We start from the raw sequence: 26293 nt of genomic DNA, 5'->3' as shown, positions 1-26293 counted from the left end.
ATGAGCCGCTCTATTCGATTACTTACTTTATTACAACTTTTACGTGAACAGCGTTATCCCATTACCGCGCAATGCTTAGCAGAACATTTGGAGATTAGTGTCCGAAGTGTTTATCGGGATATTGAAAGTTTACGTGACCAAGGTGTTAATATTGAGGGCAGTGCGGGCTTAGGATTTCAGCTGAAAGAAAACTTTTTACTGCCTCCGATGAGTTTGGATGAAACAGAAGTCGAAGCAGTGTTCTTGGCATTGCATTGGTTAAGGTCAGTGCCAGATCCAGCATTGAAAAATGCTGCACATTCAGTTTTGGCCAAACTTAATGCAGTATTGCCCAAGAATAAACAAGAGCTGATTGATGAAACCATGCTTCGGTCTATCAACCATTGGCTTGTGGTTGACGAAAAAATTGTCGAACAAGTACGTCTAGCAATTCGTTATCAGGTCAAGATCGAAGTGCATTATTTAGATGAAAAACAAAATATTTCTACCCGTATGCTTTGGCCTTTTGTTTTAGGATATTTCAATGACAAAATGCTGTTGGCTGCATGGTGTGAATTACGTGAAGATTTTCGAAATTTTCGTTTAGATCGTATACAAAAATTAAATGTGACTGAAATCATTTACCCAGAGTTTAAGCGCCATCTTTTTCAGGCATGGTGGCAAAAAGAGCTGCAAAAAAAATCCATGCTAAAAAGCTCCTGACAAAAACTGACACAGCCGCCCTTTATATTCAATACACCACTATAAAGGAATGGAAAAATGGGCTTAAAACTATATAGCAACGCGCAGTCTAGAGGTCTCGTTATTGAATGGCTACTGATTGAGCTTGGAGCTGAATTTGAAAAAATTGAGTTGGCTTATCACACTGAAATGAAGTCGGAATCTTATCTAAACATTAACCCATTTGGCAAAGTACCCACCTTAGTCGATGGCGATGTGGTGATTTATGAAATGCCTGCAATTTGCGCCTATTTGGCAGATAAGTTTTTTGATCAAGGGCTTGCACCAGCGCTGGATGATCCAAAACGTGGTTTGTATTTCCGTTGGTTATTCTTTGCTGCTGGACCGTGGGATGCAGCCACAACGGATCGCGCATTAAAGGTTGAGGTTACCGATGAACAAAAAATGCATATTGGCTATGGAAACTTTCAGGACAGCTATACGGCTTTAATTCAGGGCTTGGAGCAGGCTCAACCTTATCTATGTGGTGAGCAATTTACGGTAGCCGATGTGTTTGTTGGCTCCATGCTATTTTGGCAATTGAAGATGGCAGAGATTGAAAGCCATCCTGCAATTGAAAAGTATCTTAATTCAATCAAAAGCAGAAAAAACTTAAGAAATAATCAAGTGCTTTTTAGCGACTAAATCATCAAGACGATGCAAACTTAGCATGATCTCATACTGGGTTTGTATTGAGGTTTTTAGTCATATTCAAGCGCAGAAAATTATAAAAAACTTTGGAGATTGGATTTTGGTGTTAATCCCACTATTTTTTACTTCTGTTAAATAAAACCTGCAGCAACATTAATACAGATCGCCAAAATCGTCGTGTTAAATCCATATGCCAAAAGGATATGTAGAATATTTAAAACTCGCATTGAGCGAGAAGTGATAGATACATCTGCAGTTTGTGCAGAAGTACCAATGACATAACTAAAATATAAAAATTCAGGATAGGTTGGCTTAGGGGTTTTCGGAAAGTCCAATCCTCCATCCTGTCGATTCTCTACGGCCAAATAAAAGTCATGTGCGTAATGAATAGCAAAAATGGTATGCATAAATAACCATGCAAAAATAATGGTAAAAATCGCTAAAGCGATATGTCCTGCTTTAATTCCAGTCACATCGGGCAAATGTGCCAGTTCAATAATAATGGCAATAAAGCACATGATGAGTGAGAGCACAACCAACAGCAAAATGATCCATTTGCTAGCATCCTGCTGTTGAGCACGCTTTAAAATATGCGCTTGATTGGTTGCCCAGAGCATTTTCATCGTTAGGATGAGATAAATCAAAATGGCAATATTCCAACTGAATAACAAATTGGTTGACCACTGCCAATCTGTACCAAAAGACATCCCCATATATACAACTGCGGTGAGTAGAAAACTAATAAAGAAGTATGGGCGAGACTGTATACCTGATCGAAATTGATGAAATGCACGTCCTATCATGATGGACACCGCCTAAGTTAAAAATTGAGATGTATTTGCGTAAAAAAAATGGACATAAGTTTTATGTGTTTAAGCCGTCCTATTTAAAAAACAATGCTGTGTCAATTTTGGAGCAGTGCTCTTATTCTTGCTCTAAGCGATTGATATCCAAATAAAATACTTTGGTTAATAATTCGATGAACTTTTGTATAGCAACCGAGCCAGCACTTTTTCGATAACTCACATACAAGTCTAGATAGGGCAGTTCAATATCTAAAGGTCGAATGACGGTGTTACTGGTGGTCAATGGCGCAATATAACTCGGCAAAATTGTACAGCCTAAGCCCGCTCCAACTGAGTTGATATTCAGTAAAATATTGTCAGCTTTTTGGACGATATTCAATTCAATATTATTGTGTTTGGCAAATTCTAAAATGGTGTTATGTAAGGTGCTGGATTGTTCTTCGGCAGGGATAATAAAGTCGATAGCATTTAATGCTTTAACAGGGATACGTTCATGCTTTGCTAAAGGATGGTCTTTGGGTAAAAGAACAATTAACGGCTCACGCAGCACAAATTTACTTTCAAATTCTTCATTATGAAAATTGTGTCTGCTAAAGCTGATATCTAGCTCACCCTTTTTCATTGCACGTATTTGTTCAAGGTTATTTAAGTTAAATAACTCAATTTTGAGATCAGGATTTTGTACCCTTAAATTAGGCAATACATAAGGGAAAATTTTCATTTCAGCAACGGGCACAAACCCAATCCTTAACAATTGCTGTTTGGCTTTGGAAACTTGTCTGGCCATCGCAACAGCCTTATCGGCTTGCGCTAAGGTTAAGCGTGCTTGTTCAAGGAAAACAGCGCCTTCTTCGGTAAGTTCAACTTTACGCTTTGTCCGATTTAACAGTCGAACACCGACATCTTCTTCAAGATCTTTGATCTGTTGGCTGAGTGAGGGTTGTGCCGTATAAAGTCTCAGTGCTGCTTTGCTAAAGTTTAGTTCTTCAGCCACAGTAATGAAGTATCTCAGATGTCGTAATTCCATATAACGCGTCCAAAGAATAATCCAAAAAATGTCTTACTAATATTTTATAATAGTATAATCTATAAACAACTGTCAGGTGAAGATGATTATAGTATTTAGAAAATAAATGAACTTTTAAAACTCATTGTTATTTTAATATAGAAAATAACATGGTGAATAATCTATAAAATATCTTAATAAAAATAAAAAATATTTCTCTAAGCTCTAGCCTAGAAGCAATCATTTGTACAAAGTTGAATCAATTTATCTATGGCTCTTGCTTGTCAAAATGGTACTTGCAGGAATGAAAGAATTGATATCAAGACTTTCATTAATCTACATAATGGCCATATCTCGCCATTAATCTATAGCGATCCTAATTTATATGAACGAACACTTGAAAAGTGTTTGATTGCACTGGTTTAAGTTGTTTCAATCTATCTTATAGACATGATTATACTGAGAATTTAATAAAATTGACTTTGAGATTGGGTAAAGTCAGCTTTATGTATCTAGAGATTCTAGAGTTGATGAGAGCGTTCATGCTGATGTTTTTGATATCGCTTTATCTCAAAACGTTTAGACGGATGGCTTCTTTAATTTTAAATGCAAAATTGGAAATGGATTACCTTCAGCATCAAGTTCTGAACGCGCAATTTGTTGGAAGTTATGTTTCTTATAAAACTCCAAAGCACGAATATTTTGTTCGTTGACATCTACTTCATGTGCACCTAACTCAAAAGCTTTTTGAATGAGCATTGAACCGATGCCTTGATCAAAAAAATTAGGGTCAATAAATAACATTTCAATCTTTTGATAAGCCAGTCCCATAAACCCAGCGATTTGACCTTCACGTTCCACATGAAACAACTGCACATGATCAAAATAATGATGCTGAATGATGAGTGTTTTAATTTGTAAAATATGTTGTTCATTTAAAAAGTCATGAGTCGCACGCACAGAAGCTTCCCAAATTTTCAATAATTGTGGATGAGACTGCGACGGAGTATTTAGAATATTGGTTAAATTGGGTTCCATAAAAGATTCACTCAATTGTGAAAAACAACAAAAAATAAAGAAAAATCACAGATAGTTTCGCTAATATGAAGCAGGACAGCTATAAAAATCAAATTGATCTATTTGATGATAAAAAACAGGACAATAAATGTCAGATTCCAACAAAATTGTTGTATATGCAGCACTTTTGGGCAATTTAGCCATTGCTCTGGTTAAGTTTGTTGCCGCCTATATTACAAATAGTTCAGCGATGCTCAGTGAGGCAGTCCATTCTGTCGTAGATACTTTAAATGAAATCTTATTGCTGTATGGTTTAAAAAAATCACAACAGCCTGCAAATTATCATCATCCCTTCGGTTATGGAAGAGAGTTATACTTTTGGGCCTTTATTGTTGCACTGTTGGTTTTTGCTTTAGGTGCGGTAGTTTCAATTTATCAGGGTATTCAACATATTCGTCATCCAGAAGTTATACAATCCCCATTGGTCAACTATGTGGTACTCGGATTTGCGCTGCTTTGTGAAGGAGCTTCATGGTTTATTGCGTTGAAAACATTTAAAAAGACCAAAGGTCAGATGGGATATTTTGAAGCATTCCGTCGCAGTAAAGATCCGACAACCTTTACTGTTTTATTTGAAGACTCAGCAGCTCTAATTGGCTTAATCATTGCATTGCTGGGAATATTTTGTGCTCAGCAGTTTAATTTACCCGTTTTAGATGGTGTGGCTTCGGTACTGATTGGTGTTGTCTTGGCTATATCAGCCTTGCTTTTGGCAAGGGAAACCAAAGGGTTGTTGATGGGTGAAACAGCAGATCCAAAACTGCGTCATAATGTATTGAAAATTGCTCAAGAAGATCCTGCCGTACATTCAGCAAATGGCGTATTGACTGAACAAATGGGCGCACATCAAGTGATTGCTTCTTTAAGCTTAGAGTTTAAAGATAGTTTAACTTCAGATGATATCGAAGTCTGTGTGAACAGAATTGAAGCAAAGATTAAAAGTATTCATCCCGAAATCGTGGCATTATTCGTGAAGCCACAAACACAGCAAGTATGGCTTGAAAGAATGAAAGGGCGTTTAGAGTAATCATGTCGAAACAAGAGCCAATGGTCCGTCTTGAAGATACAACGGTACAAGACAACACAATGCAAAATAAGACTGTTCCATCTCAGCAAGTTCAACAATTGCATTATCGAATTGATACTGAAAATTGTCTGTCACATACATGGTATAAACCTGTATTTAGTGTGATTGGTTCAAATCAGCACAATGGTGAACGGTTCTTTAATGAAGTACGTAAACCACAAGGGCGTAGCCGTTGGGATTTGATGAAATGGCTGGGTACCCGAAAATCATATACTTGGAATGTGGATACCCAAAAAGAATCATCAGAATTCTATGCGGCAACACGCGTATTACCTCAGAATCGACCAGATGCTGATGAACATGATTGGCAAATCTGGTTTGTGAGTCATGCGACTGTACTGGTTCAAATTGGTCCCTATAACTTTTTAACTGATCCTGTTTGGGCCGACTATGTTAGTCCGAAACATGGGCGTGGACCAAAACGTGTGATTCCTGCTGGAATTGCTTTAGAACAATTGCCAGAGATTCATGCAGTTTTACTCAGTCATAATCACTATGACCATATGGATTTAGCCTCTTTAAGATGGCTACACAACAAGTTTGCCATGCCAATCTATACAGGTTTGGGCAATGCCTGTTACTTGCCTAAAGAGTTCCATGTGATTGAGATGGACTGGTGGCAATCTGCATTGTTTAAAAACTTAAAAATTATTTATACCCCAGCACAGCATGGCTCGGGTCGTGGTTTACGTGATCAGAATATTGCATTGTGGGGTGGTTTTTCTGTGGTATCGCAACATGGTCATTTCTTCTTTGCTGGCGATACGGGGTATTCACCGCATTTTAAAGAAATTCAAAAACGGTTAGGTTCACCGCGAATTGCGTTATTGCCAATCGGTGCGTATGAACCAAGAGCGCTAATGAAATATATGCACATGAATCCACAAGATGCTTTTCAGGCGCATTTAGATTTACAAGCCAAGCGTTCTTTGGCAATTCATTACCGTACTTTCCAATTGACGGATGAAGCGCGGGAACAGCCTGAGCAGGATTTACAAAAGGCTATGAAGAATTCATCAAAAATGATTAATCCATTCTACTGTATTCGTGAAGGCCGTAAATTGGTGGTGTAGTGAGTCTTATTGAGCCATAAAAATTGAGAGCGCTAAAAAATTGAGAACACTAAAAATGATAAAAATCTTATCGAGTACTTTGTTGTTTTGCTTGGTGATGAGCTCAGTTGCTGCAAAATCTATAGACCTAACTCAAGCGGCTGGGGCTGATGGAGATCAGATGACTATGGCAACAGCCGAAGAAGATAGTCCAGCAGCAGATGATACAGAGAGTATCAAACCTCTCAATGAAAAATATGACTTGGAAACGGGTGATGAATGGAAATTAATTCATCAAAATTCAAATAATCAATTTTTTGAAAGTATCACCACAATATCTGATGGGAATCAACTTATTCAAGCTTGGGTTAAAAGTGTGAACCCAAAAAGGCAATACATGATTAATTATTATCAAGTACTGTGTAAGGATCGGACATTTACACGACTTGAGCAGTTTAAAAGTCATGATGATAAAAACTATAAACTGGTTAAAAAGGTCGAGCATTATCGTCAGACACAACCCTTTAGTCAGGCAGGTGAAATACTTCCAGTTTTGCAAAAGCTGTGTCAGGATTAGGGGGTATTTACCCAGACTAAAAAATAGTGTTGATTCCTGATTGAAAAATCAAGGGAGATGAATAATGAAAATAATCCAAACTTTATTGATGTTACTGGCATTATCTAGTACAGCTTTTGCTGAGACTCAAAATATACAAATTAATCAAAATAATTTTGAGTTGAAAACAGGGATGAATCAAGATGATGTTGATTTATTACGAAAAGATATTGAATTATATCGAGATAATAAAAAGCTGCTCACGCATACAATTTATTCAACCACGGGTGACTGTAGTATTCTCCAGATTGAATTGGGTGATTATGAGATTAAAGATAATAAGATTATTTTTTATAGCTACTGGGCTTCGGGTGATCGGCAGGGACTCTGGACCTATCCTTATGGTGTGCGCAAACAAACCTATACTGTGGATGCAAAGGGTAAAGTGGAATTAGTCAGTGCTGTACTATATGTTGAAGATATTTTGGGTGATCCGCTTAGCACAAACCCAGATGAGGAATACCTTCAATTTTTGCATACCGCTCCCAAAACCAAACAACAACAACGTGCACTGAATGAATATATTCAAACCATGCAAAGTGATTATAAAGGTCGATTTGTGCATGGACAGGAACGAGTGCGCTTAATTCAAGAAGTGAAAAGCAAACTTGCCAAGCAAATTGCGACTGAAACCAAAGGATGGAAAGAGCAGTTTGGTACAAATATGCGAATGTAAGTTTATTCGGCTTTTTGAGCATTGAGAAGTTGAATTGCGACAATAGACAGTGTGGCCATTGCGGTATTCATGATGAAAGGATTAAAACCCCGCGCAAAATAGTGTGGATAAACGATCGCAACAACCAGTAAAAACAACAGCATCGCGATGATATTTAAATAATGCAGAAGCTTTGATTGTCTAAAAATAAGAAATAATCCACCAAATATTATTTCTCCAAATCCTGAGAGTTCAATAAGTCTAGGAATGGGCAACAATTGAATCCCTGTAAATTGCCAAAATTGTTGCTCTTCGATGACTTTATATATAATTTTAGGGATGAGCCCTTGATAAAACCATAATACAGCCAGTGAAATATGAATGGTCAATAAGGCATTCTGAAGTACTTTAGAATTTTGCATCAATGCTATGTTCCAAAAAATGTTTTTTATTTTTAGATGAAGGCAGTAAACACTGTGCAGTTGTACCAAATAAACGATAGCGATTTAAAGCGATTCGGCAATATAGAAAATCTCGGATAAATTTAGGTATCCCGTACCCCATTTTTAAATATGAAAAGGGTGGTCCTAAGCTTTCAATCACTTTTAAAAACGCAGTGGATTCACTATAGGCTTGCCCATTTTTAATCACCAACATGCTATCAAATTGCTCAGTGGGCATTTGGTAATGTCTTAAGATGTCTTGTCCTAAAGGTGATTGCACCGAAGTTAATTTAAATTGTGCCTGTGTATCATATTTGATTAAAAACTTTGCCCAGCCATTACATAACACACAGATTTCATCAAATAAAATGATGTCATGTTGTTGAATTAGCGCTTCAATTTTCTGTTGCATGGCTTTACTCGCAATTGGGAGTTTCTTCAATATAGTGCATTTATACAAAATAAAAAACCGCCCGAAGGCGGTTTCTATTGAATGACTTTTATTGAACTAGACTTATTGAAAACCAGGATGACCTTTACCAGGATCGCTATCCCGTGCAGCTTGTGCATCTGCAACAGTTAAGCCCAAGGCTTTTGCCACGCCTTCACCATACGCTGGATCACATGCATAACAGTTACGGATATGACGATACTTAATAAAATCAAGTGCATCACCCATTGCACCCGCCGTATTATCAAACAGTGCTTGTTTTTGCGTGTCATTCATTAAATTGAATAAAGCGCGTGGTTGGCTGAAATAATCCGAATCATCTTGGCGGAAATCCCAATAATCTGCATCACCACTGATTTTTAATGGTGGTTCTTTAAACTGAGCTTGTTCTTGCCATTGGCTGAAACTGTTCGGTTCATAGTGTGGTAAACCGCCATAGTTTGCATCGACACGGCCTTGACCATCACGGTGATTAGAGTGAACAGGGCAACGTGCAGCATTGACAGGAATTTGTTGATAATTCACACCCAAACGGTAGCGTTGAGCATCGGCATAGTTAAATAATCGCGCTTGCAACATACGGTCAGGTGAAACACTAATACCTGGAACTAAATTGCTTGGTGCAAAAGCTGATTGTTCAACATCAAGGAAGAAGTTTTCAGGATTTTTATTCAGCTCAAACTCACCCACATCAATCAGTGGATAATCTGCATGAGGCCAAACTTTGGTAAGGTCAAATGGATGATAAGGGACTTTCTCTGCATCTGTTTCAGGCATGACTTGAATTTGAAGCTTCCACTTTGGGAAGTTACCATTTTCAATCGAATCAAATAAATCACGTTGATTACTTTCACGATCTTTAGCAACAACCGCTTCCGCTTCAGCATCGGTTAAATTTTCAATGCCTTGTTGGGTGCGGAAATGAAATTTGACCCAAAAACGTTCATTGTTTGCATTGATAAAGCTGTACGTATGACTCCCAAAACCATGCATATGGCGGAAGCTTTTTGGAATACCACGATCAGACATCACAATCGTCACCTGATGCAAAGCTTCAGGTAATAACGTCCAAAAATCCCAGTTGTTGGTTGCACTACGTAGATTGGTTTTGGGGTCGCGTTTTACGGCTTTATTTAAATCTGGGAATTTACGCGGATCACGCATGAAAAAGACGGGAGTGTTGTTTCCAACGAGATCCCAGTTACCTTCTTCGGTATAGAACTTGAGTGCAAAACCTCGAATATCACGTTCTGCATCTGCTGCACCACGTTCACCAGCTACAGTGGTGAAGCGTGCAAACATTTCTGTTTGTTTGCCAATTTGTGAGAATATTTTAGCGCGTGTGTACTGAGTAATATCGTGAGTTACGGTAAATGTACCAAAAGCACCTGAACCTTTTGCATGCATTCTGCGCTCAGGAATAACCTCGCGTACAAAGTTGGCCAGTTTCTCGTTTAACCATAAATCTTGTGCCAGTAGAGGACCACGTGCGCCTGCCGTTAAACTATTTTGGTTGTCTACAACAGGTGCACCAAAAGCCGTTGTCAGGTGGGTTACAGGACATTTTTTTGAGTCTTGGCTCATTCTATTTCTCCATTTTTAATTAATCATGTATTCATTTTTGAATAGATGGAATAGATAAAGAATATTCGCTATTACATGACATTAACCGTAATTGAAAAACCAATATAGTGAACAATTGTTAAATCTAATTGATCTAAAAATAAATGATTTGTCATTTATTTTTAGAAACAACTTACCGGTCTTTATCTGCTTTAAAAATATTGTTGATCAAGGAAGAGCAAGCAATGTTTTAAAGCGATAACTTTACTTTAGAGTGATTTTTTATATTTGTAAAATTGATAAAAATATTATTATTGATTTGTTTTGGCGATTAATGGGGCAGAGCTCTGCGTACTGATAGGTAAAATAATAATTCAGCTTTTATTTACAATAATAATGATGGTTTAAAATATAAAAAAATAAAAATCAACAGCTTGTGTTTTTTTGTGAAAATGGACTTGGATATAACCAACTTGTCTTCATCCATTTGAGAATATTTTGCAGAGCGAAAATTGATTGCATTCAATTTTAGAAAATCTGTTTTTTAATACATATAACGCTATTTATAATTTGAACCATATCCGCTTCCAAAACTTTCCAATCCTTAAACTCAGGTTCGATCAACAATGTCTGCGAGACAAAACCATAGCAAATTCGTTGTACATTTAGACTTATCTGTTTGAGTTGTTCATCATCCTGAATAAAAGGTTTCAGCATGTTTTGCCACATCTCTACCATCATGGCATAACTTTTTTGATACGTTTCAATACTGGAAACCTGTCGTTCTAATAAGAAAGACTGGGCCCATAAAAATTGTTGTGTTTGAATTTGCTCAAGTTGAAAATGAATAATTTGCTGTAAATAGCTTTGAAAATCTGATTTTGTGGATAAGTCATACACGCTTTGTGCATAACTTTTTAAGACTTCTGCATTGCTTTTTACATGTTGGTGAATGGTTAAAGCAATCAAATCTTCTTTTTTAGAAAAATACTCATAGAACGTCCCTAAACCCACACCAGCAAGATCAGTAATTTCACGAATGGTAATTTTATTGGCAGGATGTTCATGTAAAAGCCGAACAAAACTTTCCATCAACGCTTCTTGCGTGATACGTGCCCTTGATTGGCGGGGTTTACGACGCACATTGATTGCAGGTAAAGCCATAAAAATAATCCGAACATCCTTGAAGGTATTTTCTTCTATACTGAATGCAATTGGTAAAAACAACAAGACAGGAATTCAGGATGAACACAGCAGAGAATTGGCAAACACATGAAATCAGCAATCAGTTTGACGAACTGCAAAACTATAATTTATTGACTACAGATCAAGTCTTACAAGAAATTTTGCAACGTTATGGCAGTCAGGATCAGCAATGCCTAACTGAGTTTTCAAAGATTGCGGGTTCTACTGAATATTATCAATATGCCGATTTGGCCAATCGACATACTCCTGAATTACATAGTTTTGATGCTCGTGGTCGCCGTAAAGATTTTCTAGAGTTTCATCCTGCATGGCATAAATGGATGCGGCTAAATCGACAATTTGACACACACGCACATCCATTTAATCATCCACAATCAAGTTCAAAATGGGTCGATTGGGCGGCTCGATTTTTCCTGAGTGGACAAGTCGAGTGTGGCAATCTATGCCCTAATTCTATGACGCTAGGTAGTATTCCCTTAATTCAAAATGAACCTGAGTTGTGGGCAAAAGTTGGTGAAAAGCTCTTATCGACTGAATACGATGAACGTGACATTCCGATTTCTCAGAAAAAATCAATTTGGTTAGGTATGGGGATGACGGAAAAGCAGGGCGGGTCAGATGTGCGCGCTAATGAAACACGGGCTGTTCCTGTAGCTGAGTCAGGACGTGGGCAAGCATATCTACTGACAGGACATAAATGGTTCTTTTCCGCACCAATGTGTGACGCACATTTAGTCGTGGCAAAAACTGAACAAGATGGATTGGCCTGCTTTTTTGTACCACGTTGGCTAGAAAATGGGACAAAAAATTCGGTTCAAGTACAACGACTCAAAGATAAAGTGGGTAATCGCAGTAATTCAAGCTCAGAAGTTGAATTTAAAAATGCTTGGGGCATTATGATCGGTGAAGCTGGGCGCGGGATTCCCACGATTATTGAAATGGCAAACTATACACGTTTGACCTGTTCAGTCGGTTCAAGTGCGATGTTACGTCAGGCTTTGGTGCAATGTATTGCCTATACCCGTCAGCGTAAAGCCTTTGGTAAACATTTGGCGGAACAACCGTTGATGCAAGCGGTATTGGCGGATTTAGCTTTGGAAACAGAAGCAGCCATGCAATTGAGTTTTCATCTTGCGCATTGCTATGAGAGTGATGATGAATTATCTCTGGCATGGAGACGAATCATGACACCAGCAGCAAAGTTCTGGGTGTGTAAGCGTGCCGTGGAGTTGACAGGTGAGATGATGGAAGTCTTCGGTGGCAATGGTTATGTCGATACAGGAATCATGGCACGTATTTTTAAAGAAGCCCCTGTAAACACCATTTGGGAAGGCTCTGGTAATGTGATGTGCTTGGATGTATTACGTGCAATTCAACGTGACCGTGAATCAATTGAAGTCTTATTTAAATCATTTGCACAAGTTGCATCTCAAGATCCAATTTTACAAGATGAATTACAAGCTTTATTTAAATTATTTAATGGCTTACAAGCAGATGAATTGCAATTTATGGCACGTAGCTTAGTCAGTCGTTTGGTTATCTTGGCACAAGCTATTTTGCTGAAACAATATGCACCAGATTTTGTTGCGGATGCTTTTATTGCAACACGTTATAGTGCGTTTTATGGACGCGTGGTCGGAATGTTAGATGCACAAGCTGTGGATGTAAAACGTTTGTTAGATAGAGCTTTAGCTTAATCCCTTCGAAAACGCAAAAGCGGCATTATGTAAATAATGCCGCTTTTTTTTAAGCCACTTTTATCAAAGTTCAAGCTTGGGATGTGTAATCGAAATTACTTTTGTTTTTTAAGCTTTTTTTTGAGCTTTTTCAATTTACCTTCGTGTTTGGAGATTTTTTCCAAACGTGCTTTGATTTTCTGTTTTAAAGATTTAACTTGCTTAGACATCATGTTACTCCTTAGTTTGAGTATCCGTTGGCTGATGTTTTTTGATAAAACTACGGATAAATTTTCTTAACTCACGCGCTGCACTGGTATCCATCGTTTCGCAGAGTTGTAAAAACTGGTCACGCTCAGCACTGTTAATGCGAATTAAGAGTTGCCCATCTTTTTTATTCACCTTTGTCTTTTTGGGTAATTCAGCCATGACGTATTTATCCCCAAAGGTGATAATCCAAAAAATGTATATACAATATATATGCATTTTTTGGATTTGGCAAATTTATATTGTTGAAAATATTTAATATTTATGTTTTTTATTGAAATTTGTTGTAATTAAGTTTTTATTTCAGTAAATAAGTTGTTGTTATCGCAGTTTTTATCTTTTAATAAAAATTTGTTTATGAGCGGAAGAATCAACAGTAGATTACAAGCGGATGCTTTTATTAAAACACCTTATAGTATGTTTTATGGATGAGTTGCTGAAATGTTAGATATGCAAGCTGTGGATGTAAAACGATTGCTAGATAGAGTTTTACTGAGGACATCGGGTATGTAGTGAGTGAGCTATTTTTAAAAGAAAACCCATTTATTTATAATGAGTTTTCTTTGTTCATTGAACTCAGCATTTCACAGAATTAATTAGATTTGATCAGCTCAACTCTACGATTTAAAGCTTTACCGTCTTCAGTTGAATTATTCGCAATAGGGTGTGTATCTCCCAAGCCTTTGGCTGTTAAACGGCTTTGTTGAATTCCAGTATTATTGGTTAAAGCTTTAACAACAGCATTTGCACGTTGTTCTGAAAGCGTTTGATTATGTTTGGTATTACCTGAATTATCTGTATGACCATTAATACTCAATTTGAGTTCAGGGTTGTTTTTTAGCAGTTGAATGACTTGTTCAATTTGGGGTTGAGAGTCGGGCAAAATATTCGCTTGATCCGTGGCAAAGTTAACCTCAATATTGACTTTATTGTCCTTATCCAAAGCTGTTTTGAGTTGGCCTGAATTTAATACTTTAGCTGTAATTTCAACAGGTTTAGTTTCTGCGACGAATAGGCCAGCATGTCCATTCCCTGCCTGTGTCAATTGGAACCAAATATTTTTATTGGCTTGACGTATCACAAAGGTCTGTGTCGGGTTATTAAAAATATCTCCCAATCCTGCAACATAATCGACTTGGAATTTTTGTGGGATCTTTTCTAATTCTTGTTGAGGAATTTTACTCTGTGTAATTTGTTTGCCACCCAATTGCTGGATTACATTTTCCAAATTACGTTGCAATTCTAAAAAACTTCCTTCTTTATAATTTTCATTTTGTTGAATGGCTGCACTATATAATTGACCTTCAATATTTTCGATATGTTGACCTGTCCAAAATGGTATTTTCTCAAAATTTACGGTCGTTGCTTCGTGAAACTGATAACCATTTGGCAAAGAAATATATGGAAACTGACCAAGTGTAATATTTGAAATTGGAATCTTGGAGAGATCAAAAGTGTTCTCTGTAGATTCAGTTTTCGCAGTTTCAGATGGTACAGAACTCGCACTTGATTCAGTTGTTATGACTTCTGCTTTCTCAGGTTTACTACATGCGATTAAACCAAGTGTAGGAATAACCAATAATAGTAGAAAACTCGATAATTTCTTTTGATTGAACACATGATCCTCCAGTTCTAACTCATCACCCTATATTTTATTGAGCATATTTATATTCAAATTTCTTTAAATACTATAGATAACAATACTCATGAATTACATGAAGTTTTCAATCTGATTTGTAAAATTTTAATTAAATTAAAAATGATCTTTTGATGATTAAAATCAATTTGAGATAAGTCTGCAAATTTGCCTTGATGCAATAGTTAAAAAGAGTGCAATAGAAAATAGTCACAAACTTGATCAATACAAATACTTGTATTCTACACAAAAAAGCGTAATATCAGATTCCCACTGATCAAGTGGTATACAGCAAAATAGGTAAAGAAAATGGCAAAGAAAAAAGCAATGCCAGAGGTTGTGATTCACAACTTTGTGGCCAAACACATGCATGAAGTCAACAAAAGCCAAGTGTTTGTAGATCGTAAAAAGAATGCAAAACGGGGTTATGATAAACACAAAAAAGGTCGATATTCTGATGATTATCGGCCTTTTTTGTGGACTGCAATTTTTGCTTAAATAATTATAAAAATCTAATAAAAATAAATAATTAAATATTGACCAAACGATTCGATTTCACCATATCGGCCAAACCATGATGCTTAAAGTAATACTCCATCCAGCTCTTGACCATGAGTGGGTTATTCATCGCTATTACTTCTTCTAATAACTTTTGTGCATCTGTCATTGATACATGACAAATCGCTTTACGCACACGCAAAATATTACTTGAACTCATCGACAAGGTATTGAATCCCATTGCCATAAGTAAAATGGCTGAGAGTGGGTCACCCGCCATTTCTCCACAAATACTGATTGGTTTTTCATACTTATGACATTCTTGAACCAACCGTGTTAAAGCACGGAGTACAGAAGGATGGAAGTGTGAATAAACACTAGATACGCGTGGATTATTACGATCTACTGCCAATAAATATTGTATTAAGTCATTTGAACCGACTGAGAAGAAATCGACCAATTCAGCAAATTCACCAATTTGTAAAAGTACACTCGGTACTTCAACCATAATGCCGATTTTAGGTTTGGCAAATTTAACTTGTTCTTCTTCCTGAACTGCAATCCAGTCACGTTCCAGTAAGTAAAGTGCTTCTTCTACTTCACTGACACTGGTAACCATTGGCAATAAAATATGCAGATTGTTTAAGCCGATACTGGCTTTTAACATTGCTCGGATTTGTGAGGAAAAGATTTCAGGGTGATCAAGGGTAAAACGAATGCCACGCCATCCCAACGCTGAATTTTCTTCTTCAATTTGGAAATATGGTAGGTCTTTATCCGCACCAATATCAAGTGTACGCATCACCACAGGTTTGTTGGCAAAGTGACTGAGCTGTTGACGATAGATCGCACGCTGTTCTTCTTCGCCTGGGAAACGTTCACGCAGCATAAATGGAATTTCAGAACGATAAAGCCCTACACCTTTTGCACCACGTTGAACTCCGCGTACCACATCAATCATGAGACCGGTATTTACATACAGCTTTACTGCAACACCATCAGGGGTAATGGCATCTTTGGTTTCATATTGCTTTAAATCTTTGGCAATTTGTTCTTCTTCTTTTTGGATCTCTTTATAACGTGTACGTAAACGACGTGGTGGATTGACAAAAACCCGACCTTGATAAGCATCGACAATCATTTCGACATCATCAAGCGTATTTACCGGCAGTTCAGTAACACCCACGACAGTTGGAATACCAAGCGCGCGCGCGACAATCACCATGTGTGAGTTGGCAGCGCCTTCAGAGGTTACAATCGCAGCAATTTTATCTACAGGGAGCTCAACCAAAGCAGCCGTACTGATCTCATCCCCAATTAAAATACTTTCAGAGGTGATCTCTTTATGACTAGTATCGCCTTCTTGTAACGCAGCTAGGATTCGGCGTCCAAGGTCTTTTAAATCAGATACACGTTCACGTAAATAGTCATCTTCCATTTGCGCAAAAAGCGCAACATGGCGTTCAATCACATTTTTAACTGCACCTTGCGCCCAGCTTCCATCTCGAATAATTTCTTTAATTTCAGCAGGTAAGGCATTTTCATCCAACATACGTAAGAACACGCTAAATAAAGCACGTTCCTCCGCCATGAGCGAATCTTGCATCTTGTCATCAAGCGATTGAATTTCATTGCGTACAGACGCAATGGCTTGGTCTAAAAGCTTAAGTTCTTCACTGATATCATCGGCATCACGGTCTGGTACCGAAGCTAAATCTGCCGGAGGGTAAAGGATGATGGCACGGCCAAGTGCAATACCGCCTGCACCAGATGAACCTTGGAAGGTCTTGTAGTTAGATGAATTGCTGGGTTTTCGGAAAACATCAATATTACCCACTGCATGTGCATGGGCAATTACCCCAGAGAGTTGCGCACATAAGGTCACCAGAAATGATTCTGCTGCCTCGCTAAAATCTTGAGGTTCGGTGTTCTGAACCACCATCACGCCCATCACTTTGCGGCGATACATGACTGGAACACCAAGGAACGAGTTATAGATCTCTTCCCCTGTTTCGGGGAAGTAGGCAAACCGTTCATGTTTAAACGCATTGTCTAAGTTGACAATCTCTTCACGTTGTCCCACTAAACCAACCAAACCCTCGCCAAGTTGTAAGGAAACTGTCCCTACAGATTCTTGATTTAAGCCTTTGGTTGCCATGAGTACATAACGCTGGTTACGTTCATCTAAAAGGTAAATAGAGCAAACATCAACATGCATGGCTTCGGAAACTTGATTGACCATGATTTCCAAGGAATCATGCAAACTGACTGACGCATTGATCTCTTGTACAATACGTCTTAATGTGTCCAGTTGCATGTTCGACATGGATGTATGCTCCTAATTTAAGCTATGTTTTAAAGCGACTTCATCAGTATTATTTATAACAGTACTACCTTGAAAAATCATTCATATTTTGAAGAAATTTCAGCTGTATATTTCGGCATTCGCATACATAACTCCATCATCGCTTTACGATATACATCTCGTTTAAAATTCACCACTTGTCCAAGCGGATACCAGTAACTAACCCATTGCCATTGATCAAACTCCGGCGGGTCAGAGAGATTCAACTGAATATGTTTCGTTGAAGCTGTGAGTTTCAGTAAAAACCATTTTTGCTTTTGTCCAATACAAATCGGATCGGAATCCGAGCGAATGTATCGAAGCGGCAAACGATAATGCAACCAGTCATCTGTCTGGGCAATAATTTGGACATGTTCGGGTAGGAGCCCAACTTCTTCTCGTAGTTCTCTAAATAGAGCTTGCTCAGGAGTCTCTCCAAACTGGATACCTCCTTGAGGAAATTGCCAAGCATTGTGTCCAATGCGTTTTGCCCATAAAACTTGTCCAATATCGTTTGCCAAAATGATCCCGACGTTGGGTCGGAAACCTTCTGAGTCGATCATTTGGCTACCTAAAATTTGTTAATTTCATTTGACTTTATATATGGGGACATACACTCTTTTGTCCAACTCGATAAAGTCAAAGTAATAATGTTTTAAAATTGCTATGATCTTAACGAATTTCTATCGACTAGCGGTGATAGATTTACAATTTTTTTCTTAAATTTCAGTTTAAACGAGTATTTTTATGGAATTGGCGCTGTTTGACTTAGATCACACCTTATTAAATACAGATTCTGACCATTCTTGGGGAGAGTTCTTAGTCAATGAAGGCTTGGTCGATCCAGTCCGACATCGTGTGATGAATGATCAGTTTTATGAAGATTATAAAGCAGGCAAGCTTGATCCAATTGCTTATAATGAATTTGTCTTTGAGTTTCTTACTCAACACGATAATACTTATTTAACTGAGTTACATCAGTTGTTTATGCAAAAAGTGATCCGCCCACAAATGCGTCCAGCTGGTTTTGCCGCGATTCAAAAACATAAAGATTTAGGACATGCGTTGGTTGGTATTACGGCAACCTCAGATTTTATTACAGCACCTATTTTCCGTGAATTTGGTATCAGCGAAATTATTGCGACCAATGCTGAAATAAAAGATGGGAGATACACAGGGAAAGTGATTAATGTCCCATGTTACCAAAAAGGTAAATTGGCACGTTTAGATCAATGGCTCGATGGACGTACTGTCACTGAATCATGGGCTTATTCAGATTCTATTAATGATCGTTTTTTATTGGAATATGCTGATCATGCGATTGCAGTAAATCCTGATGATCGTCTTGAGCACTTCGCCAAAGAACAGGGGTGGGATATCCAAGATTGGTCGATTTGAGATAGATTCATTATTGTGATTTAAAGTAGTGTTGATCACTTTTTTTTATAGGTTCATGGTTTTGTTAAAAATGCTAAGTTTTGTAAAAATTTTTATAAATGAAGATTTTGTACTTCATTTTCATTATAAAAATGCTATGTTGATTTGAGCACTTTTAAAACTGACGGAGATTATATAATGAGCCAGACACGTCCAAGAATGACCAATTTATTTGAACAACTCGGTTTGGATTCTAGCGAAGAGGCGATTCAAAGTTTTATTGCAAATCACCAGTTGGATGCAGATACATTAATTACAGACGCATCTTATTGGAGTGAGGGACAACGTCAGTTTCTTGCTGAAAAAATTAAATCTGATGGTGAATGGGCATTAGTGGTTGATCAGTTAAACGAGTCTTTACATGAGGACTCAGTAAAGTAAAAAATTGTGCAATGAAGATTTTATAAGGGAATAATTAGTAAGATCATTCCTGTGTAATATGTAAATCCCTTATCTTGAGTCACAAGATAAGGGATTTTTATTGCAGGGATTATTTCATCATCTCAATCAATTCCTGTACAGCTCTAGATTGTGTACGCCCAGGATGCCAAACCATACCCAATTGGCGGTTCATTTCGAAACGAATATCAAGTTGTTGTAAGTCTTGATTTAATAAGGTTTTAGGTAAAACAGACCAGCCTAAACCAATTGAAACCAACATACGAATAGATTCAAGTGGATTATTGCTCATGGTGATTTTCGGCTTTAAACCTTTCTTTTCAAATTCTGCCAATGTGATTTGGCTGGTATAAGTCTGTGCTGCTGGCAATAAGCTTGGGTATTCAATCAGATCTTCAAGCTTAAGATTCTTTTTTTGTGCCAAAGGATGGAAGGGTGCAACCACGAAAACTAAAGGGTCATTCCAAATCGTGATATAACGCAAACGCTCATCACCTTGTGGCGGAAGGGTTAAAAATGCCAGTTCTAAATCCCCAGCGAGCACTTGTTCATGTGCTTGTTCAGAGTCCACAAAATGTACATCTAGTTTAACTTCAGGAAAGTGCTGTACATATTTTTTTAAATGTTGTGGTAAATGGTGTAAGCCAATATGGTGACTGGTGCCAATCTTGAGTTTTCCTCTAACTTCGCCTTGCTCATGACTTAAGGTATGGTGAATATCTCCCAACTCATTTAACCAGTTTTTTACTTTAGGTAATAATGAATGCGCTGCATGTGTGGCTTGGACTCCACGACCTGCGGACTCAAAAAGTTTGACGCCGAAATATTCTTCTAAGCTATGTATGCGTTTGGTGACAGCTGGCTGAGTAATAAACAGATGTTCTGCTGCCATAGAAATAGAACCAGTTTCCATAACTTTGACAAAAGCTTCAAAAGCAGCGAGATTCATAATATTTTCATCCATAAAGAATTTTTATGCGTAATTCATTATTTAGAAACTTTAAGAATTAATCAAAGTAATTTTCAATTTTTTTTATTTTGTACAAAGTGATTGCTTCCATTCATGCGTTGGAAAAATTTTAATACAACTTTTTGCTATACAATTTGAGCAAAGCTCATTTATAGTCTGCGGATAAAAACAACAAAAGGAAAGCTATTTGAATCAATCATCAAACACCGCCATTCACTATTTTCAACATTATACTAGATATACTTTCTCTAAAACTTGGCTTCAATTTTTTATCACGATACTCATATTTTCTGGTTTGGGTTTAATTTGTGTATATTTTTTTAATATCTATTTCCCCATCATTATCGTCGCTATTCTCAGCATAATTTGGTTGAAGCTTCGGTTAAATCGCTTAAGAAAAATGAGAGATTTGGTGAGTTTTAAAATCCCAAATAATATTTGGCTTGCTTTTAAACAAAGACATCCGAATATTCGACAATCTTACTATCCCTTGATTGAAGAAGGTTTTAAAGACTATTTGGCAATTCATTTGTGGCGTAGAGGAGCATATGCAATGCCTTCGCATTCAGTGGACGCGTTATGGCATATATTAATTGAAGAATTTGATGAGTTTTATCAGTCGATGACTCAACGTTTTTTAGGCTATAAACTGATTCATAAACCACATGCTTTACAAGCAACTGAATCACAACAAGCTGCTCAAAGACAGCAACTACTCAATACTTGGCAAGGCGCATGTTATTTACATCGTTTGAATCCACAAAGCACTCAAGTTTTACCGCGACTTTTTCAGGTTGATGCCCATATTCGCTGGCAGCAAGGCTTAATTTTTAGTTTACCTTTTATGATTACGATGTATAGCCAAATGATGAGTTCAGCCTCAGATCTTCCGCAGGCTTCTGCAACATCATCATGTTCTTCGAGCTCTTGTTCAAGTTCATCAAGTGATTCGAGCCACTCTCATAGTACAGGCTCAGATTCTTCATCTTCTTCTTGTAGCAGTTGTAGCAGCTGCGGAGGAGGCGGTGGTGATTAGCATCTCCAGCCCCAGCAAAACATATAATCTAGATTTTGATTTCAGTACTTTGAGCGGCTTTTTGGTCTCGTTTATTCCAAGCCTTTTCATGGAAAAAGAATGCAAATGCTTGTACGGTCGGCTCAAGTAAGCTTAATGTCACAGCCATCCAAAAATTACCTGTTACTGCATAAGCAACTAACATTGCTACGGTGATGTGCATAATGTAATAACTTAAGGTTTTTTTGAAAACACGTTGATTGTTTTGTAAGAAATTCTGGATACCCGCCATGAGTTTCACCACTGATTTATCGATTAGTTAAATAATAATCATTATCAATTGTAATGTAAAAAGGTTTTTTTGATTAATATTGATTGGATAAAACGATATTCTATTCTTTATGTATTGCATAGCGATTTTTTCTATCTCATTTATCCATTTTTTTAAATGATGAACTTGCTTATTGTTTAGTTTACACCTCAACTTTGTTTGCTAATTTCTCGGTTTTTATTGTTGACTAACCCAATTCTTTTAAAATTATTGAAAATATATAATTGATTAAACAAAAGAGAAGTTGAATAATTTATGGATGTGGTTACAGGTTATTTATTTTGACAAAATTAATTCCAAAAAGTTTTTAAATTAATAAAAATGATAAATTAGATTTATGTAAAAACGTGGTTATAATTGAGCTAATGAAAGAATTACCCAGTCCAGTGGAGCATTTCGACATGGCAGGCGAAAACCAAAAAGCAAAAACAGAATCAGTAAAAACTTTGTATGACAAATTGTGGGATGACCATCTTGTAACACAACGTGATGATGGCTCAGCATTACTTTATATCGACCGTCATTTATTGCATGAAGTGACTTCTCCACAAGCATTCGAAGGCTTACAACTTGCTGGGCGTAAACCTTGGCGTTTAAGTGCTAACGTTGCAACACCTGACCATAATGTTCCCACATCAACCAAAGAGCGCTCAGAAGGAATTGCTGGAATTGAAGATGATACTTCTCGTATCCAAGTTCAGACTTTAGATGATAATTGTAAAACCTTTAATGTGGTGCAGTTTGATATTAACGATGTTCGTCAAGGTATTGCACATGTCGTTGGGCCAGAACAGGGTTTAACTTTACCAGGTATGACGGTGGTATGTGGAGATTCGCATACAGCGACACATGGCGCATTTGGATGTTTGGCACACGGGATTGGAACATCAGAAGTTGAACATGTATTGGCAACCCAATGTTTAGTACAGAAGAAAATGAAAAACATGTTGGTGCGTGTTGATGGGACATTAGGTCAAGGCGTCACTCCAAAAGACGTGGTTTTAGCAATTATTGGTAAAATCGGCACTGCTGGCGGTACAGGGCATGCAATTGAATTTGGAGGTCAGGTATTCCGTGATATGTCGATTGAAGGACGTATGACAGTTTGCAATATGGCAATCGAAGGCGGCGCGCGTGTGGGTATGGTTGCAGTAGATGATAAAACGATTGAGTACGTTAAAGATCGTCCTTATGCACCGACAGGCCAGCAGTGGGATGCAGCAGTTGCTTATTGGAATACTTTACATTCTGATGAGGATGCATACTTTGATACGATCGTCGTTTTAAATGGTGAAGAAATAGAACCGCAAGTGTCTTGGGGGACTTCTCCTGAGATGGTGATTCCTGTATCTCAAGCTGTTCCAACGTTGGAGCAGGCTAAAGATGATGTACAGCGTAATGATTGGACACGTGCTTATCAATATATGGGCTTAAATGCGGGTCAGGCGTTGGCTGATATTCAATTAGACCGAGTATTCATTGGTTCTTGTACCAACTCACGTATTGAAGATATTCGTGCTGCTGCAGAAGTGGCGAAAGGTAAAAAAGTAGCGTCAAGTATTAAACAGGCGATGGTTGTTCCTGGCTCTGGTTTAGTGAAACAACAAGCAGAAGCGGAAGGTTTAGATAAAATTTTGATCGAAGCTGGTTTTGAGTGGCGTGAGCCAGGTTGTTCAATGTGTTTGGCGATGAATGCTGACAAGTTACAACCAGGTGAACATTGTGCTTCAACTTCAAATCGTAACTTCGAAGGCCGCCAAGGCAATGGTGGACGTACTCACCTTGTGAGTCCAGCAATGGCAGCTGCGGCAGCAATTGCAGGTCACTTTGTTGATGTACGTTCATTCTAATCAGGCTTAAGGAGCAAAGATATGAAAGCTTATACCGTTGAACAGGGTATTGTTGCACCTTTAGACCGTGCCAATGTAGATACCGACTTAATCATTCCAAAACAGTTTTTAAAATCAATTAAACGCACTGGTTTTGGGGATAACTTATTTGATGAATTACGTTATTTAGATGAAGGTTATCCGGGGCAAGACAATTCTAAACGTCCGAAGAATCCTGATTTTATTTTGAATCAGCCACGTTACCAAGCGGCATCTGTATTAATTTCTCGTGCCAATTTTGGTTGCGGTTCAAGTCGTGAACATGCGCCTTGGGCATTGGAAGAGTATGGTTTTCGTACAGTGATTGCACCAAGCTACGCGGATATCTTTTTCAATAACAGTTTTAAAAATGGTATGTTGCCAGTGATTTTGCCTGAACATGTTGTTGATCAATTATTTAAAGAATGTACTGCTCAGGAAGGCTATCAATTAACCATTGATTTAGAAGCTCAAGAAGTTCGTACTCCAAGTGGTGAAGCTTTTAAATTTGAAGTCGATCCATTCCGTAAACACTGTTTATTGAATGGCTTGGATGATATTGGTTTGACTTTACAGGCTGCGGATGAAATTCGTGCTTATGAAGAAAAAACTAAACAATCACGCCCTTGGGTATTTGCTGAAATTCAAGGTTAATTTTCAGCGAACATTTTACACATAGCGTGAATGCCTAACTCTTGCTAACATGCAAGTATAACAAAATGAATGTTAACTCAGTGAAGTGAGGGTTGGGGTTGAGCAATGACTAAGTTTTTGAGTTGCAGTGTTTTAATAGGTTTAATAAGCCTTATGCTTAGTGCATGTCAATCTACTCAAATGGTTGATTTAATGCGTATCAAGCAAGCTGAAAATAAACATGTCAGCCAAAATTCAGTTTCTGTCTATTGTTCAGGTGCAGAACATTGTGAATTTGCGCGCTTAAATGATGTGATTATCATGGATGAACGTGCACAACGTGCCAATCGTAGTGCCATTCAAAAGGGTTATCTCAAATTAACGGGTGAGCCTTTAGATCAAAATGGTGTTTATTTAACGATTCCACCTCAGCAATATGAGATGGTGATTCGATTCTATCCAATCACTAAACAGCATGCTGAAATTTTCCATGTTATTCATGATTTTAAAGCAAATCAAAAATACACATTTAAGATGTATCGCTTAAGGTCACAGGGTTCAGGAAGTTTGCTGAATGTTTCTTCACCGACGCCACTATGTGTCGATATGATTCAAGAAAAACGGACAATTCGCCGTTTTTGTCGTCCACATAATGCGGTGACTGGCGTGAGCGAATTTGTTGAACAGAAGATTTAATCTCACATCAGTATAGATACTGAAAAATAAATGGAACTACAAATGTCTAAACAAATTTTGATTTTGGCAGGTGATGGTATCGGTCCTGAGATCGTTGCTGCTGCTGAAAAAGTACTGACACGTGTCAATGATAAATTTAATTTAGGTTTAACATGGGAACAAGGTTTGTTAGGGGGGGCAGCAATTGATGCACATGGCGAACCTTACCCAGCAGTGACAGCGGAACAAGCGAAAAAAGCAGATGCAATTTTACTAGGTGCTGTAGGCGGTCCAAAATGGGATAACATTGAACGTTCAATTCGTCCAGAACGTGGTTTATTGAAAATTCGTAGTGAATTAAATCTATTTGCTAACTTACGCCCTGCAATCCTTTATCCGCAATTGGCGGATGCGTCTAGTCTTAAACCTGAAATTGTTTCTGGATTAGATATCCTTATTGTTCGCGAGCTGACGGGGGGCATCTACTTTGGTCAACCACGTGGTATTCGTGAACTCGAAAATGGTGAGAAGCAAGGTTATAACACTGACGTTTATTCAGAGTCTGAAATTAAACGTATCGCAAAAGTTGCTTTTGAAATGGCAAATTTACGTGGCGGTAAAGTCTGTTCAGTGGATAAAGCCAATGTACTTGAAGTAACTGAGCTTTGGAAGCAGACAGTGACTGCACTCAAAGAACAGCAATATCCAAATATTCAACTTTCACATATGTATGTTGACAATGCAGCAATGCAATTGGTCCGTGCGCCAAAACAATTCGATGTGATCGTGACTGGGAACTTGTTCGGTGACATTCTTTCCGATGAAGCAGCAATGCTAACTGGCTCTATTGGTATGCTTCCATCTGCCTCTTTAGATGAGAATGGCAAAGGTATGTATGAGCCTTGTCATGGCTCTGCTCCTGACATTGCAGGCCAAAACGTTGCCAATCCACTTGCAACCATTCTTTCTGTGGCAATGATGCTACGCTACACCTTTCGTGAAGAAGTGGCTGCAAAAGCCATTGAGGATGCTGTAGGGCAAGTTTTAGACCAAGGCTTGCGTACTGGTGATATTATGTCTGATGGTATGCGTAAAGTGGGTACGGCTGAAATGGGTGAGGCTGTCGTTGCAGTGATTGCTTAAGCACTTGTTTTAGATACTTGCTAATAAAAAACACAGCTTAAGCTGTGTTTTTTATTTTAAATTTTAGC

At 37.8% G+C, this 26293-nt stretch carries 28 protein-coding genes; 15 read left to right on the top strand and 13 right to left on the bottom strand.

The window, feature by feature from the left end:
- Positions 1–702, top strand: coding sequence for a helix-turn-helix transcriptional regulator (locus tag AC2G3J_RS17850; protein ID WP_336952223.1), 702 nt, complete (start codon positions 1–3; stop codon positions 700–702).
- Between the two features lie 57 nt (positions 703–759).
- A complete protein-coding gene (locus AC2G3J_RS17845; RefSeq protein ID WP_419358941.1) occupies positions 760–1365 on the top strand; it encodes a glutathione S-transferase family protein in 606 nt (201 codons plus the stop codon).
- Positions 1366–1502: 137 nt separating this feature from the next.
- On the opposite strand, the gene AC2G3J_RS17840 is transcribed toward AC2G3J_RS17845, so the two are convergent.
- The 3 genes from AC2G3J_RS17840 to AC2G3J_RS17830 form a co-directional block, all read right to left on the bottom strand.
- Positions 1503–2174, bottom strand: coding sequence for a DUF1345 domain-containing protein (locus AC2G3J_RS17840; RefSeq protein WP_336952221.1), 672 nt, complete (start codon positions 2172–2174; stop codon positions 1503–1505).
- Between the two features lie 121 nt (positions 2175–2295).
- Entirely contained in the window at positions 2296–3204 is a 909-nt protein-coding gene (gene hcaR, locus AC2G3J_RS17835) for a DNA-binding transcriptional regulator HcaR (RefSeq protein ID WP_336952220.1), read from the bottom strand.
- A gap of 558 nt (positions 3205–3762) precedes the next feature.
- On the bottom strand, positions 3763–4221 hold the full coding sequence (locus AC2G3J_RS17830; RefSeq protein WP_419358939.1) for a GNAT family N-acetyltransferase: 459 nt from the start codon (positions 4219–4221) through the stop codon (positions 3763–3765).
- 127 nt (positions 4222–4348) lie between these two features.
- On the opposite strand from AC2G3J_RS17830, the gene AC2G3J_RS17825 reads away from it, so the two are divergent.
- The 4 genes from AC2G3J_RS17825 to AC2G3J_RS17810 all read left to right on the top strand — a co-directional run bounded on the left by AC2G3J_RS17825 (position 4349) and on the right by AC2G3J_RS17810 (position 7691).
- Positions 4349–5287: a cation diffusion facilitator family transporter gene (locus tag AC2G3J_RS17825; protein WP_336952218.1), complete on the top strand. Its 939-nt coding sequence runs from the start codon at positions 4349–4351 to the stop codon at positions 5285–5287.
- A 2-nt stretch (positions 5288–5289) separates the two neighbouring features.
- A complete protein-coding gene (locus AC2G3J_RS17820; RefSeq protein ID WP_336952217.1) occupies positions 5290–6420 on the top strand; it encodes an MBL fold metallo-hydrolase in 1131 nt (376 codons plus the stop codon).
- 55 nt (positions 6421–6475) lie between these two features.
- Positions 6476–6976, top strand: a complete 501-nt coding sequence (locus AC2G3J_RS17815; RefSeq protein WP_483770388.1) for a hypothetical protein — start codon at positions 6476–6478, stop codon at positions 6974–6976.
- A gap of 64 nt (positions 6977–7040) precedes the next feature.
- Complete coding sequence (locus tag AC2G3J_RS17810) at positions 7041–7691, top strand: hypothetical protein (RefSeq protein ID WP_483770387.1); 651 nt, start codon at positions 7041–7043, stop codon at positions 7689–7691.
- A gap of 2 nt (positions 7692–7693) precedes the next feature.
- Here AC2G3J_RS17810 and AC2G3J_RS17805 read toward each other — a convergent pair whose 3' ends face one another.
- The 4 genes from AC2G3J_RS17805 to AC2G3J_RS17790 form a co-directional block, all read right to left on the bottom strand.
- Positions 7694–8092 (bottom strand): DoxX-like family protein, encoded by a 399-nt coding sequence (locus AC2G3J_RS17805; RefSeq protein WP_336952214.1) that lies wholly within the window; start codon positions 8090–8092, stop codon positions 7694–7696.
- The gene (locus AC2G3J_RS17800; RefSeq protein ID WP_336952213.1) at positions 8079–8525 is read right to left on the bottom strand and encodes a thiol-disulfide oxidoreductase DCC family protein; all 447 of its coding nucleotides are present in this window, start codon (positions 8523–8525) and stop codon (positions 8079–8081) included. The genes AC2G3J_RS17805 and AC2G3J_RS17800 overlap by 14 nt, the downstream gene beginning before the upstream one ends.
- A 102-nt stretch (positions 8526–8627) precedes the next feature.
- Positions 8628–10148: a catalase gene (locus AC2G3J_RS17795; RefSeq protein ID WP_004718136.1), complete on the bottom strand. Its 1521-nt coding sequence runs from the start codon at positions 10146–10148 to the stop codon at positions 8628–8630.
- Between the two features lie 507 nt (positions 10149–10655).
- Complete coding sequence (locus AC2G3J_RS17790) at positions 10656–11291, bottom strand: TetR/AcrR family transcriptional regulator (RefSeq protein ID WP_483770386.1); 636 nt, start codon at positions 11289–11291, stop codon at positions 10656–10658.
- 80 nt (positions 11292–11371) lie between these two features.
- On the opposite strand from AC2G3J_RS17790, the gene AC2G3J_RS17785 reads away from it, so the two are divergent.
- Positions 11372–13030 (top strand): acyl-CoA dehydrogenase family protein, encoded by a 1659-nt coding sequence (locus AC2G3J_RS17785; protein ID WP_483770385.1) that lies wholly within the window; start codon positions 11372–11374, stop codon positions 13028–13030.
- Between the two features lie 213 nt (positions 13031–13243).
- Here AC2G3J_RS17785 and AC2G3J_RS17780 read toward each other — a convergent pair whose 3' ends face one another.
- A complete protein-coding gene (locus AC2G3J_RS17780) occupies positions 13244–13438 on the bottom strand; it encodes a hypothetical protein (protein WP_004718119.1) in 195 nt (64 codons plus the stop codon).
- A 430-nt stretch (positions 13439–13868) separates the two neighbouring features.
- Positions 13869–14894: an OmpA family protein gene (locus AC2G3J_RS17775; RefSeq protein ID WP_483770384.1), complete on the bottom strand. Its 1026-nt coding sequence runs from the start codon at positions 14892–14894 to the stop codon at positions 13869–13871.
- Positions 14895–15221: 327 nt separating this feature from the next.
- Between AC2G3J_RS17775 and AC2G3J_RS17770 the strand changes: the two genes are divergently transcribed.
- On the top strand, positions 15222–15410 hold the full coding sequence (locus AC2G3J_RS17770) for a DUF7230 family protein (protein WP_004718115.1): 189 nt from the start codon (positions 15222–15224) through the stop codon (positions 15408–15410).
- Positions 15411–15441: 31 nt separating this feature from the next.
- Here the strand turns inward: AC2G3J_RS17770 and ptsP are convergent, their stop codons facing one another.
- Positions 15442–17736, bottom strand: a complete 2295-nt coding sequence (gene ptsP, locus AC2G3J_RS17765; RefSeq protein WP_336952206.1) for a phosphoenolpyruvate--protein phosphotransferase — start codon at positions 17734–17736, stop codon at positions 15442–15444.
- Between the two features lie 77 nt (positions 17737–17813).
- Positions 17814–18317, bottom strand: a complete 504-nt coding sequence (locus AC2G3J_RS17760; protein WP_336952205.1) for an RNA pyrophosphohydrolase — start codon at positions 18315–18317, stop codon at positions 17814–17816.
- A 184-nt stretch (positions 18318–18501) separates the two neighbouring features.
- Between AC2G3J_RS17760 and AC2G3J_RS17755 the strand changes: the two genes are divergently transcribed.
- Complete coding sequence (locus AC2G3J_RS17755; RefSeq protein ID WP_419327047.1) at positions 18502–19152, top strand: HAD family hydrolase; 651 nt, start codon at positions 18502–18504, stop codon at positions 19150–19152.
- A gap of 177 nt (positions 19153–19329) precedes the next feature.
- On the top strand, positions 19330–19572 hold the full coding sequence (locus tag AC2G3J_RS17750) for a DUF2789 domain-containing protein (RefSeq protein ID WP_483770383.1): 243 nt from the start codon (positions 19330–19332) through the stop codon (positions 19570–19572).
- Positions 19573–19681: 109 nt separating this feature from the next.
- Here AC2G3J_RS17750 and AC2G3J_RS17745 read toward each other — a convergent pair whose 3' ends face one another.
- The gene (locus AC2G3J_RS17745; RefSeq protein WP_004718104.1) at positions 19682–20539 is read right to left on the bottom strand and encodes a LysR family transcriptional regulator; all 858 of its coding nucleotides are present in this window, start codon (positions 20537–20539) and stop codon (positions 19682–19684) included.
- 433 nt (positions 20540–20972) lie between these two features.
- Here AC2G3J_RS17745 and AC2G3J_RS17740 point away from each other — a divergent pair, with 433 nt between their 5' ends.
- Entirely contained in the window at positions 20973–21596 is a 624-nt protein-coding gene (locus AC2G3J_RS17740; RefSeq protein ID WP_336952203.1) for a UCP032817 domain-containing protein, read from the top strand.
- 28 nt (positions 21597–21624) lie between these two features.
- On the opposite strand, the gene AC2G3J_RS17735 is transcribed toward AC2G3J_RS17740, so the two are convergent.
- Entirely contained in the window at positions 21625–21867 is a 243-nt protein-coding gene (locus AC2G3J_RS17735; protein ID WP_336952202.1) for a DUF2061 domain-containing protein, read from the bottom strand.
- Between the two features lie 440 nt (positions 21868–22307).
- Here AC2G3J_RS17735 and leuC point away from each other — a divergent pair, with 440 nt between their 5' ends.
- The 4 genes from leuC (at position 22308) to leuB (ending at position 26225) form a co-directional block, all read left to right on the top strand.
- Complete coding sequence (leuC, locus tag AC2G3J_RS17730) at positions 22308–23756, top strand: 3-isopropylmalate dehydratase large subunit (protein ID WP_336952583.1); 1449 nt, start codon at positions 22308–22310, stop codon at positions 23754–23756.
- Positions 23757–23777: 21 nt separating this feature from the next.
- The gene (leuD, locus tag AC2G3J_RS17725) at positions 23778–24428 is read left to right on the top strand and encodes a 3-isopropylmalate dehydratase small subunit (protein ID WP_419358929.1); all 651 of its coding nucleotides are present in this window, start codon (positions 23778–23780) and stop codon (positions 24426–24428) included.
- A gap of 105 nt (positions 24429–24533) precedes the next feature.
- Positions 24534–25103, top strand: coding sequence for a hypothetical protein (locus AC2G3J_RS17720; protein WP_336952200.1), 570 nt, complete (start codon positions 24534–24536; stop codon positions 25101–25103).
- A 42-nt stretch (positions 25104–25145) separates the two neighbouring features.
- Positions 25146–26225 (top strand): 3-isopropylmalate dehydrogenase, encoded by a 1080-nt coding sequence (leuB, locus tag AC2G3J_RS17715; protein WP_336952198.1) that lies wholly within the window; start codon positions 25146–25148, stop codon positions 26223–26225.
- Positions 26226–26293 lie beyond the last annotated feature (68 nt).

It is taken from the genome of Acinetobacter legionensis, from assembly GCF_057165765.1.
Note: the sequence above shows the minus strand (reverse complement) of the source record. Positions and strands in the feature narration are given on the sequence as shown.